The organism is Clostridium acetireducens DSM 10703 (assembly GCF_001758365.1).
In the GTDB taxonomy this organism is placed as follows: Bacteria; Bacillota; Clostridia; order Clostridiales; family Clostridiaceae; genus Clostridium_C; species Clostridium_C acetireducens.
In genome coordinates this window covers 19,555-32,561 of sequence record NZ_LZFO01000030.1, presented here as the reverse complement: position 1 = coordinate 32,561, position 13,007 = coordinate 19,555, and the positions used below count along the sequence as shown (strand labels likewise).

The 13,007-nt window shown below is 24.0% G+C and carries 10 protein-coding genes; 5 read left to right on the top strand and 5 right to left on the bottom strand.

What is annotated here, in order from left to right; translation table 11 throughout:
• Nucleotides 1–328 precede the first annotated feature (328 nt).
• Nucleotides 329–676, top strand: a complete 348-nt coding sequence (locus CLOACE_RS09155) for a hypothetical protein (protein ID WP_084027605.1) — start codon at nt 329–331, stop codon at nt 674–676.
• Nucleotides 677–708: 32 nt separating this feature from the next.
• Here the strand turns inward: CLOACE_RS09155 and CLOACE_RS09150 are convergent, their stop codons facing one another.
• The gene (locus tag CLOACE_RS09150; RefSeq protein WP_070110807.1) at nt 709–1,347 is read right to left on the bottom strand and encodes an NUDIX hydrolase; all 639 of its coding nucleotides are present in this window, start codon (nt 1,345–1,347) and stop codon (nt 709–711) included.
• Nucleotides 1,348–1,475: 128 nt separating this feature from the next.
• Between CLOACE_RS09150 and CLOACE_RS09145 the strand changes: the two genes are divergently transcribed.
• Complete coding sequence (locus CLOACE_RS09145; protein WP_070110806.1) at nt 1,476–2,699, top strand: D-alanyl-D-alanine carboxypeptidase family protein; 1,224 nt, start codon at nt 1,476–1,478, stop codon at nt 2,697–2,699.
• 74 nt (nt 2,700–2,773) lie between these two features.
• On the opposite strand, the gene CLOACE_RS09140 is transcribed toward CLOACE_RS09145, so the two are convergent.
• Nucleotides 2,774–3,457 (bottom strand): TVP38/TMEM64 family protein, encoded by a 684-nt coding sequence (locus CLOACE_RS09140; protein ID WP_070110805.1) that lies wholly within the window; start codon nt 3,455–3,457, stop codon nt 2,774–2,776.
• 185 nt (nt 3,458–3,642) lie between these two features.
• Here CLOACE_RS09140 and CLOACE_RS09135 point away from each other — a divergent pair, with 185 nt between their 5' ends.
• A complete protein-coding gene (locus CLOACE_RS09135; RefSeq protein WP_070110804.1) occupies nt 3,643–5,148 on the top strand; it encodes an MBL fold metallo-hydrolase in 1,506 nt (501 codons plus the stop codon).
• Nucleotides 5,149–5,208: 60 nt separating this feature from the next.
• Here CLOACE_RS09135 and CLOACE_RS09130 read toward each other — a convergent pair whose 3' ends face one another.
• Both CLOACE_RS09130 and CLOACE_RS09125 read right to left on the bottom strand, forming a co-directional pair.
• The gene (locus CLOACE_RS09130) at nt 5,209–6,240 is read right to left on the bottom strand and encodes a glyceraldehyde-3-phosphate dehydrogenase (RefSeq protein WP_070110803.1); all 1,032 of its coding nucleotides are present in this window, start codon (nt 6,238–6,240) and stop codon (nt 5,209–5,211) included.
• A 274-nt stretch (nt 6,241–6,514) separates the two neighbouring features.
• A complete protein-coding gene (locus tag CLOACE_RS09125; protein WP_070110802.1) occupies nt 6,515–7,120 on the bottom strand; it encodes a DUF4230 domain-containing protein in 606 nt (201 codons plus the stop codon).
• A 253-nt stretch (nt 7,121–7,373) separates the two neighbouring features.
• Between CLOACE_RS09125 and gltX the strand changes: the two genes are divergently transcribed.
• Complete coding sequence (gltX, locus tag CLOACE_RS09120) at nt 7,374–8,834, top strand: glutamate--tRNA ligase (RefSeq protein ID WP_070110801.1); 1,461 nt, start codon at nt 7,374–7,376, stop codon at nt 8,832–8,834.
• Between the two features lie 80 nt (nt 8,835–8,914).
• Nucleotides 8,915–9,451 (top strand): TetR/AcrR family transcriptional regulator, encoded by a 537-nt coding sequence (locus tag CLOACE_RS09115; RefSeq protein WP_070110800.1) that lies wholly within the window; start codon nt 8,915–8,917, stop codon nt 9,449–9,451.
• A gap of 22 nt (nt 9,452–9,473) precedes the next feature.
• On the opposite strand, the gene pglX is transcribed toward CLOACE_RS09115, so the two are convergent.
• Entirely contained in the window at nt 9,474–12,962 is a 3,489-nt protein-coding gene (gene pglX, locus CLOACE_RS09110) for a BREX-1 system adenine-specific DNA-methyltransferase PglX (protein WP_070110799.1), read from the bottom strand.
• Between the last annotated feature and the right edge of the window lie 45 nt (nt 12,963–13,007).

The following is a 13,007-nucleotide window of genomic DNA, read 5'->3' as shown; positions in this document are numbered from 1 at the left end:
TATGCATAAACTTGTTAACTATATTTTTGCTGTTCTACGTGATCAAAAAGAATACGAGCAGCGTTTACCAAAAATTCATCATAAAATGTATCTTGAAAACTCCAATAATCCGGCAGCCTAATCGGCCACAAAAACTGTTACCAATTTTTGTATTGTTCGTTCTTTGAGCAATGCCTTTTTGTCATACATTTTTTTAAAAATAAACTTTTAAAAATTTTTTATTGACTTTTACTAGCTGGTCTTCATAAATGAAATTTTTTTACTTTATTATTAAAATAAATATATTTGCACATACTATTAATATTATAAGATAAAAGAGAGGTGTTTTATGTTGTACGTTTCAAGTATTTCTTTATCTTACTTACTTTTAGGTATAGGTATTCTATCTATAGCATTTTATCTGTATTTTAGAATACTTATTTCTAAAACTTCAGAGTCAAATGATTCAAAAGATAAAATAATAGGCGCTATGAATAATCCTGAATTATGGAAAAAAAGAAATATTAGAATGTCTTATGTTTCTTTATTTTGGGCAATAGTTTCTATTTTATTGTTTATATACTTAAAATTTTATTTTAATACTTCATTAATATCTATGCTATATATATTTGTATATTTGGCTCTTATTGTAATTTCCTTATTAGTGTCTAATAAAAAAGATAAAATTGAAGCATAAAATTAAAAAATAATATCCTATGAATTTTAAATTTATATGATATTATTTTTTTTATCAATTATAATTTCAATAAAACTTTTTATTATAGTTGCGGTTATTCCCCATATAACATAATTATTATATAAATAAAAGTAGTGTTTAATTTTGCCTTTATTAAACTTGTAATTTTTACCATTATATATTAATTCAAAAGGATAATCTTGTTTTATTTTAGGTACTAAACCTATTTCATGTTCAATAGGTTTGTTTTCCATAAAAAAATTTAAAGGTACTTTAAATATATGATCTACTTCTTCCTTACTTGGAAATATACTTTTTCTATTTAATTTGGCTATAAAAGGATAAATAATAAATCCATAAGGACTTATAAAATAATCCATTTCCCCTATTATATCAATATCATTTTTTTGTATATTTAACTCTTCTATAGATTCTCTTATAGCTGCCTCTAAAGGCTTCTCTCCTTTTTCTATGCCGCCTCCTGGTAAACATATATCTCCTGGTTGTTTATCTAAATCATAAGCTCTTACTTCAAATAATATATATATTTCTTCATTTTCTTCAATTAAAAAAATCATTACTGCACTTTTACCATATTTTCCTATTAATGATTTTTTTCTATTTTTAAATATATCTTTTATTTCCTTTATATCACAAACTTTACTTATCATAATTGCCTCCTACAAATATAAATTGTCATTGTTTACTATTAGTGTTATACTATAAAAAGTATACACTGAAATTGAAATTTTTTAAACTATTAAATAAGACTTTAAAGCAAAAACTGGAGAGATGCCTTTTGAAAAAGAAAATTTATACATTGACTATTATTTTTATTTTGTTTTTTAATTTAACTGCATTTGCTAAAAATGATGTACCTAAAATTCACGGTAAATCAGCTATTACTATAGATATAGATACAGGCGAAATTATATATAGCAATAATATTGATACAATAATGTATCCTGCTAGTACCACTAAACTTTTAACAGCACTTTTACTAGCTGAAAACAAATCAAAAACAGATATGCTTATCTATACAAAAGAATCAAAAATTCAACCTATATCCTCATTAGGAAAACAAGTAAAACCTATGGAAATAGGCGAAAAAATGACTTCAAAAGATGCTATGGATGCTATGCTTTTATTTTCTGCAAATGATATAGCTTATACGATAGCAGATAATATAAGTGGAAATAGTGAAAATTTTTCTAACTTAATGAATAAAAAAATAAAAGAACTAGGTTTAAAAAACACTCATTTTGTTACTCCAAATGGGCTTCATAATCCTAATCATTATACTACTGCTTACGAGTTAAGCATAATAACTAGACAAGCCTTTTCTAATGATTGGATTAGAGAAACTATTAATAAAAAAACTAGTGAAATTAATTCTACACAAGGTAAACCAGCAAAAATTAATAATACTAATAAACTCCTAGGAAAATATGGATGCATAGGAGGAAAAACAGGATATACCGATAAAGCTGGTAGATGTTTAGCTGCTATATTTGAAAGAGACAACAGAAAAATTGCAGGAATAGTGCTTAATTCTGAATATGACCCTAAAGACTCTTTTGTATTTGACGATATGAAAAAAATTATTGATTGGAGTTATTCTACTAAAAAAATTCCCCTTTATAAAAAATATGAAATAATAAGTACAGAAAATATAAAATATAAACCTTTAATATTTATTGGACCTACTAAAACTATAGATTTATCAATATTCTGTAATGAAGATATTAATTACTTCTATAATGATGTAAATTCTAAAGAAATTAAAAATAGTATAAAAATAAATACTATAAATCCTTTCAACTTTAACAATAAAAAAAGCATAGGAACTATAACAATAAAGCAAAGAGAAACTGAAAATTCTTATGAAATATTTACAAACATAGATAATAAAACATTATTCTTAAATAACATTTTATTATACTCATTTTGTTTATTAGTAATTATAGTTGTAGTTTCCTCAATAATTATACATATAAAATTAAAAATTAAAAAAACACGCTAGAAAATTATATTCGTCAATAACAAAACCCTATGTTTTCATAGGGTTTATAAATATTAAATACTTTTCATTAAAATTTATTTTTCATTATCATATTTTCTTACACAATTAACAAATCTTTTTTTTCCTAAAAATACTGCTATTAAAGATATAACCAAAATTATAATAAAAGGAATAATAAATCTATAAGATTTCGGATTAAATATATTTTGTCCCATATATGAATAACATATAGTTTCTAAAGTTACTCCTAACATAGATGCTAAAATAAAGTTTTTATACCTTATTTTAGATAGACCAAGAGCATAACTTAATATATCATAATGAAATATTGGTATAAATCTTAATAAAAAAACTATTATAAATTGATTATTTTCAATATTATCACTTAAATATACATTGTTTCTTTTAATTATTTTTTCCACAAAAGGTCTTCCTAATTTTTTAGCTAATAAAAAAGCTAATGTTCCAGATAGAAAAAAACCTATCATGCTTAATAAAAACCCAGTAAAATGTCCAAATAAAGTTCCCCCTACTATAGTCAGTATAGTTGCTGGAATTATTATAATAAAAGGCTTTAAAGCATATATAGCTATAAAAAATATTATTGCATATCTTCCCTTGCTAGAAACAAACTTAATAATATTATTTACATTTATACAAGGTATTTTATCCTTATTTATTAAAATTATTAATATTAATATAATAATACTAGTAAATATTATTATTTTATTTAAGTGGCTTTTAAAATTAAACTTCATACAACGCAGCTCCTAAACATTACTTTAAACTATATTTTATCAAAACCACAAATATTTTTAAAGCATATATTTTTTTAATGTATTTTAATATCCTTAAAATTTTTAATTATATGAAAACGTGATATAATTTAATCATCAATTTATGTAAATTTTAATTTTAAAAATTATAAAGGGAGACGATTATTATGAAAATAGAATTTTATGGTGCAACTGGATGTGTTACAGGTTCTTGCCATTTATTAAAAATTGATGGTAAGAATATACTTATAGATTGTGGTTTGTATCAAGGTAAAGATGAAAAAGAAAGAGGTAATGAAACTTTTAACTTTAACCCTAAAGATATAGACTATGTTATATTATCTCATGCCCATATAGATCATAGCGGAAGAATTCCATTGCTATATAAACAAGGATTTAAAGGCAAAGTTATATGCACAGATGTAACATTAGACTTGTGTAAAATCATGTTAGAAGATAGTGGACATATACAAGAAACTGAAACTGAATGGAAAAATAGAAAGAGGTTAAGACAAGGACTAGATCCCATTGAACCTTTATACACATCTAAAATAGCTACTGTATCTATGTATTTGTTTAAAGGTTATCCTTATAATAATTGGATTGAACTTTTTGATGGATTTAAATTAAGATTTATAGATGCAGGTCATTTATTAGGTTCTGCTATAGTAGAAATGATAATATGTGAAAATAACAAAACTACAAAATTAGTTTATACTGGCGATTTAGGTAATTTAAATATACCCATTTTAAAAAATCCTTCTATTGTAGATGAAGCAGATTATTTAATTATGGAAACAACTTATGGAAATAGATTTCACCAAAATACAAACTCTGAATTGCAAAGCTTATCAGATATAATAAAAAATACTTTTAAAAGAGGTGGAAATGTAATTATACCATCCTTTGCTGTAGGAAGAACACAAGAAATTTTATATGAATTAAATAATTATGTTGAAAATAATATTCTTAAAAATATAACTGTATATGTAGATAGTCCTTTAGCTTATGAATCTACAAAAATATTTAGAAATTATTCTAAATACTTTGACGAAGAAGCTAAGAAACTTTTAAATTCTGGTGATGATCCACTAATATTCAAAGGTCTAGAATTTACAAAATCTCCTGAAGAGTCTATTAAAATTAACAAAATACAAAATGGTATAATTGTAATATCTGCTAGCGGTATGTGTGAAGCTGGCAGAATAAAGCATCATTTGAAACACAATCTTTGGAGAAAAGAATGCTCTATAGTATTTACAGGATATCAAGCGGAAGGAACTTTGGGAAGTGAAATTTTAAATGGCTCTAAAAAAGTTAAATTATTTGGAGAAGAAGTAGCTGTGAATGCTAAAATATATAATTTACAATCTTTATCTGGTCATGCCGATAGAAAAGGTCTGTTTGATTGGCTTATGAAATTTAAATCAAAGCCAAAACACATTTTATTAGTTCATGGAGATGATGAATCCAGAAATAGCTTTTATCAATTATTATTGTCTAACGATTATAGTTGTTCTATGCCTAATTTAGGTGATACCTTTATACCAGGAATAGAAAAAAGCACTATAAAGTCAAAAATAATATCTTTAATAAATTCCATAGATGATATAGAAAATATGGATAAAAATCTATTGTTAGAAAAAATTAAAGATTGTATAAAAAATGATTGAGATAATTTGCAGATAAAAAATAATTAAAAGCTGTCCATTAATTAATGGACAGCTCAATTTTTAGCCTGCTATTTGATTACACTTTTTCATTTCTTCTGCTACATATTTTACAAGGTCAACAACTCTACAAGAATATCCCCATTCATTATCATACCAAGAAACTACTTTTACCAAGTTATCTCCCATTAACATAGTTGAAAGTCCATCTACTATTGAGGATCTATCATCTTGTTTATAGTCAACAGATACTAATGGTTCTTCTGAATATCCAAGTATTCCTTTCATGCTTCCTTCTGAAGCTTCTTTGAAAGCTTTATTTATTTCTTCAACAGTAACATTTTTTGAAAGTTCACATACAAGGTCAGTTATAGATACTGTTGGAGTTGGAACTCTTAATGCAAATCCATTAAGTTTTCCTTTTAAGTTTGGAAGAACTTTAGCAACAGCCTTTGCTGCTCCTGTTGTTGTAGGTATTATTGATTCTGCAGCAGCTCTAGCTCTTCTTAAATCTTTATGAGTCTTGTCCAATATTCTTTGATCATTTGTATAAGAATGAATTGTTGTCATTAATCCTCTAACTATTCCAAACTTTTCATCTAATACTTTAGCAAAAGGTGCTAAACAGTTTGTTGTACATGAAGCATTTGATATTACAACGTGCTTTTCTGCATCAAATTCTTCTTCATTTACTCCCATAACTATAGTTACATCTTCATTTTTTCCTGGTGCTGTAATTATAACTTTTTTTGCTCCTGCTTCCACATGTTGCATTGCTTTTTCTTTATCTTTAAAAATTCCTGTTGATTCTATAGCTATATCTATACCTAAATCTTTCCAAGGTAAATTTTTTGGTTCTTTTTCTCTATAAACCTTTACTTCTTTTCCATTTATTTTTATTCCGTTTTCTGTAGCTTCTACATCTCCATCAAATCTTCCATAACATGAATCATACTTAAACAAATGTGCAAGTGTTTCATTATCCGCTCTAGCATTGATTGCTACAATTTCTAAATCCTTATATAAATCTCTTTGAGCTATTCTTAATACAAGTCTACCTATTCTTCCAAATCCGTTAATACCAACTTTAACCATAACATAAAGCCTCCTATTAAATAATTATGAAATAAATATATACTAATATTAATTTAAAATTACATTATGTTTTTACAATTTATTATTTATAGTAAATCAGTATAATATAAAACATATTAACCGAACCATTTAATGTATATTATATTTTATATGTGCTATATTATTTATAACAATATTATTAACATAAGTCAATTTTATTATATGGTATACACCTTTTAAATAATAGTATTTTTCTTTATATTTCTCATTTATTCTTTTAATATCTTATTAATAATCATTTAAAAATTATTTTTATATTTTTAAATTTCATATCTTTTAGTATATCTTTTAATAAATTTTCTGCATTTTTATTTGCATCATTTAATATGCCTCTATTTATAGCATCTTCCTCAACTTTTTTCTTTTCATCAGATATTTCATTTATCATATCTTTCAAAGTAAGTTTATTAAAAATAGCTGAACGCTCATCATATACAAAAATATTTTTTTCATTAATTGAATGATCTAGTATTTTTGCTTTAGGCAATACTAACTCTACACTATCCCCTTCAACATTAGTTTTTATATTTGAGTTTTTTAAATCTATACCTGCTTTTATATACCCATCATACTTTACTAAAAATGACTTTTTTGTTAATGGAATATCTACTCCATTAAATTTTTTAGCATCTTTTACAGCTAAAACATTAGAATAATTATATTTAATAGTAGATAATTCACAAATTTTTGATATTCTTTCATATATAATACTTGAATCTTTAATTTTATTTTCTTTTAAAAATTTAAAGCTAAAAATTAAATTTGTAATTAACAATATAATACATATAAAAGCAACTACTATAAATTTATTAAACTTAAAATAAATCTTTTTTTCTTTCATTTTACCCCATCCTTTTACATAATATTTGCACATATAATATTGTATATATAAAAACCATATATAACAACACAAAATTCTTGACATAAAATAGCCATTATTATATTATTTAAATGATATGGTATAATACTTTTAAACGTATCTTATTTTAATTCCTTTCGTCCAAGCGATGAGAGGTTTTTATTTTAATAAACTATTTGATTTTAATCAAATAATATATTTTATGTTATAAAAAATAAATATAGGAGTGAAAAGTATGAGTACAAGTAAAGTTAGAACAAGATTTGCCCCAAGTCCAACAGGTTATATGCATGTTGGTAATTTAAGAACTGCCTTGTATGCTTATTTAATAGCTAAACATGAAAATGGAGACTTTATATTAAGAATTGAAGATACAGATCAAGAAAGATATGTAGAAGATGCAGTATCTGTAATTTATAATACTTTAAAAATTACAGGTCTTAAGCATGATGAAGGTCCAGATATTGGCGGTCCTGTAGGTCCTTATGTTCAAAGCGAAAGAAAAAACATATATTTAGAATATGCTAAAAAATTAATAGAAAAGGGAGAAGCTTATTACTGTTTCTGCGCCAAAGAACGTTTAGATATAATAAGAACTAATGCAGAAGCTCTAAAACGACCTTATAGATATGATAAGCATTGTTTGCATTTATCTAAAGAAGAAATAAAAGAAAAGCTTGACTCAGGAGTTCCTTATGTAATAAGACAAAACAATCCTACTACTGGTACTACTATTTTCAATGATAAAATATATGGTAAAATTTCTGTTGATAACTCTGAATTAGATGATATGATTTTAATAAAATCTGATGGTCTTCCAACTTATAATTTTGCCAATGTGGTAGACGACCATTTAATGGGTATAACTCATGTAGTTCGTGGAAGTGAATACTTATCCTCTGCTCCAAAATACAATAGATTATATGAAGCTTTTGGATGGGAAGTTCCTATTTATGTTCATTGTCCTCCTATAATGAAAGATGCCCATAATAAATTAAGTAAAAGAAATGGGGATGCTTCTTTTGAAGACTTGTTAAAAAAAGGTTATTTAAAGAAAGCAGTTATTAATTACATTGCTTTACTAGGTTGGAATCCTGGTACTACTCAAGAAATATTCTCTATGGAAGAACTTAAAGAAAATTTTGATTTTATGAATATAAATAAGGCTCCTGCTATATTCGATACTATAAAATTAAAATGGATGAACGGAGAGTATATAAGAAAATTAAGCTTAGAAGAATTCCATAAACTGGCTCTTCCATACTACAAAGAAGTATTACATAAAGATTTAGACTTATTAAAAATAAGTGAGTTAGTTCAATCTAGATGTGAATTATTAAGTGAAATACCTGAACAAATAGATTTCTTTGAAGATTTACCTGAATATTCTCCAGATATGTATATTCACAAAAAAATGAAAACTAACTACGAAAATTCACTGGATAGCTTAAATAAATTATTACCTGTTTTAAAAGATATTGATGATTGGAATTTTGAAAATATAAAAAATTCCACTATGAATTTAATTAAAGAACTAGAAGTAAAAAATGGATTAATACTATGGCCTTTTAGAACTGCTGTTTCTGGTAAAAAATTCACTCCAGGAGGAGCTTTTGAAATTGCAGATATAATAGGAAAAGAAGAAACATTAAAAAGAATAGAAGTAGGTATTGAAAAACTTCAAAATATCCAATAGAATAAAGATTGTACTGATATTTTAAATCAGTACAATCTTTATTTATGTACAAATCAATTTTATGTAATAGGAGGGTTTTTATGCCTAAAATAATTGAAAATGTAAAAGAAAAATTACTAGAAGAAGGTAAAAAAATTTTAATTGAAAAAAGTTATAAAGAGCTAAATATACGATTTATTGTAAAAAGGTGTAATATAGGCATAGGAACCTTTTATAATTATTTTTCTAATAAAGAAGAACTAGTTAATGAAATTTTCAGAAACGATTGGGAAAAAACAATGAAGTTAATAAATAAATTGAAGTTTTCTAATATACCCTTAAAAGAAAAATTATATGAAATATATTTAAGTATGGATGATTTCATAACTAAATATATAAGTATATTTTATGAAATAGCTATGTTAAATGGTTATAAAAAAAATCACCACTCTAGCAAAGGCTACCAATCTTTTGCTAATTCTATTATGGATTTAATAGAATATGAAAAACAAAATAAAAATATATCTTCTGATTTATCTTCTTATAAATTAGCTAACTTAATAATATCTAATATGATATTTTTAAGTAAAACAAAATATATGGATTTTGATGAACTTTATAATAGTCTAAAAATTTAAGCTGTATTTTACTATTTACAGCCTAAATTTTAAAAAGTAATTTTTTAAATTTTTTATAGTTTTCTTTTATTCCTTCATTTAGATTAATATCTATATACATACTTGCATAATAATTCAGTAATTCTTCATATATGCTAATTTCTTCTATCTGTGCTTCTATTTTATTAATAACTTTTTCATGTTTTTTTATAGATTTTATTGAATTATTACTATTGTTTATAACTTCTTTTAATTTTATTTTTTTTAATTTCATTTTATTTTGAAGTTTTTCTAAATACTGTGTTTTTATATTCATTAATGTGTTTTTGTTATATCTGTGTATATACAATAATAAATTAAATCCTTTTTTTCTTCCAGAAGTAAATAACCAATATATAGGTGTTTTTTTATATAATTTTAAATGATCCTTATAAAAGTCTTTTAAAAAATACATTCTAATCCTATCTACAGACAATTCATTATTCTTTTTACCTATAGCTTTAGCTATAAAATCTAAATTTATATCCAAAGTTTCTTTACCAAAAACAATAGATACAAATTCCGAAAATTTAGATACAATATCATATTCAAAATATTCATCATCTAAAATTAATATAATACCATTATTAGATTTAAATTTTATATATGCATCTTTTTTAAACTCTCCACCTGCATATATTAACCCATCTTTATCTAAAGAATATCTTCCCATAATGCAACCTACTGCATAAGAAATAAAATATTTAATTTCTTTTTCCATAGTATTTTTAGCTATGCTTATGTCTTCGTCTAATACATTTTTTGATAGTTCATTTTCTATTCCATACAATTTTATTAATTCTTCATTTATACTTTCCTCGTTTTCTTTTAATTTTTTAAACTGTTTCTCTTTAAAAATTTTATACCTTTTATAACTTTTTTCTATTAACCCACTGTTATCCTTAAAAATTAACAAAGGATTTTTAGCAAAGTCCCAAGATATTTCATAGGAATCCCATTCATTTTTGCATATTTTTATATTTTCTTTAACCAAATTATCTATATTAGAATTTTTGCATAAAATTATAGGCAATTTCCCCATAGGACCTTCATGATAATCAAAAGTAGGTGTTATCATTTTCATAAAATAATTAGCTAATTTGCTATTTAAATACGCTAGTATATAATACATATTTGAATAATCTTTTGGAAAACAAAGAGACCCTTTGGTTTCAAATATAAATCCTTCATTACTATATCTTGCAGATAAGTTTCCAGAAGTAAGTGAAGACCATGTAATACCTTTTTTAAAGTAATACTGTTCATTTTTTACTACAAACTTATATCTACCATTTAAATAAGGATATTTTTTAATAACATTTTCTTTTATTTCTTTACCGTTATTTTCCCAATTTATTATGTAATAATTATTGCCATACCACTTTCGATACTCCCCACCTTTATTGCAAGGAAACCATTTTAAATTAATTGATTTGCTTTCTTCTATATTTCTGCAATTAAATTCTATATTATTTATATCTACTTCATACCAATATCTTAAAAATCTTTTATTATTTCCTGTAGCTAATCCTTGTTTAAGGTCTGCTATATGTCTTAGTAAATTTCCTTTTTTAAATATTTTTATTATATTTTCACTAGCCCAATAAGAAATAGGACTATCACTTATAATTTTAAATCTATCATTTTCCACTATACTATATCTATCATTCTTAACAGGAAACTCTTCTAATTCTTCTTTATAATTTACATCTTTTAATTCCACATAATTAAAAATCCCACTATAATGGGCAACTTTTTCCTTTCTCCACACTGTTGCTGATGTGCCAAAAGCTATACCCATTACCATATTAGCCATGTGAGTTAAAGTACAAATAGTATAATTATTTAATAATTTTTCTCTAAATTTCTTAAAAGAAGATAAAAACATCCAAGACTGCATAGTTACCATAGCATTAAAACCCTTAGGTTTTAAATACTCAAAACCTCTTTCTACAAATGCAACGCATAAGTCTTCTTTACTATATTTATAATTCTCTTTTAAAAATTTAATAATATTTTTATTCATATTTTTATATCCCATATAAGGTGGATTAGTTACAACTACATCATATTTTTCAGTCATTATTAAAGCCTGCTTTACTATTTTAAATAAGTTTTTCTTTGTATTTTCTAATATTTTCATATTATCATCAGTATATTTTTGATTATATATATCTGTTAATTTTTTTTTCCAAAAATCCTTATCAAAATTCTCCAATTTTATTATAGCTCCAAATTCCTTACCATTTTTAAATTCATTAATTAAATTTTCTATTTGATTTAAGGCATATTCTTTATTTTGTTCTCCTTTTAACAATAAGTATTTTATTTCTTTCATAAAACTACTTTCTACTATACTAACTACATTAATATTTAAACCTTCTTTTTTTATATCTTCAAAAAATCTTCTGTTCTTTTCTCTACCTTTAATTACTATAGAAAAAATAGCCAATTCAACTACTCTATAATCTATGTCTATACCATATAAATTATTTTCTATTATAAGTTTAGGTATATTTTTTTCATTATAACCTTCCTTTAAATACATTTCATATAAAACATCAAAAGAGTATATTAACATATTTCCACTGCCACAAGCAGGGTCTAAAATTTTTAATTTTTCTAATTTAAAATCCTCTCTTGTCTTTATATTATTGTTATCTTGTAAATAATACTTCCATTTTTCTTTTATATATCTATCTTTTCCAGCCTCTATCCAAAGTCTCCCTAAAGAATTCTCAATCATATACTTCACTACCCATTTAGGCGTAAATAATTGAGTTGTTGTTGGTATTTCTTCTTTTGTGATTTTTTTATTCTTGCTTAATTTTGAAAATACCTCTTCTTTTTTTTCTGATATATAAAATTGATAAAACCATCCTATTACCTCTACTTCTTTAAAAACTTCTTTATCTATACACTTTATTAATTTTCCTATAACTGAATCTTCACTTAATAAATCCTTTGGAAGTAATAATTCTATATAGTCTTTTTCATTTTCAAATATAGAAGGAATTATTTTATTTAATTTATTAAATTCTAATATTAATAAATACTTATACAAATCTTCTAAACTATTTTTTTCTTTTAACTCCAAAATTCTTTTTTTACTTAAAGATAATGAAATTAGCTTTTCTATTAGTATTTTGGGGTCTTTTTTATACTTATACTCTAAAATAGATATTTTTCCTATACTTAAACAACCATTTAATTCCATATATCTAAAAGCTATAAATCTATTAAACCAAGTACTAGCTACATCATCTATTACTTTTTCATAACCTACTTTTTTTATACTTTTAATTAATTCATCCCTTTGTATTTTTTCACCCATTGTAATCAACTTTTTTTTTAAAAAATACTGTCCTTCTACTTTTTTTAGAGGCTCTATATTACCCTTTTCTATACCTATTTCATAAGCTTTTTCCTTTATATCTTTTATTAATTTTTTCCTTGCCCATACTGAATAGGACTTTATTTTATTTTTATCCATATTTCCTCCCAATTTTAATAAAAAAGTTTATAGAAAAAAGCATAC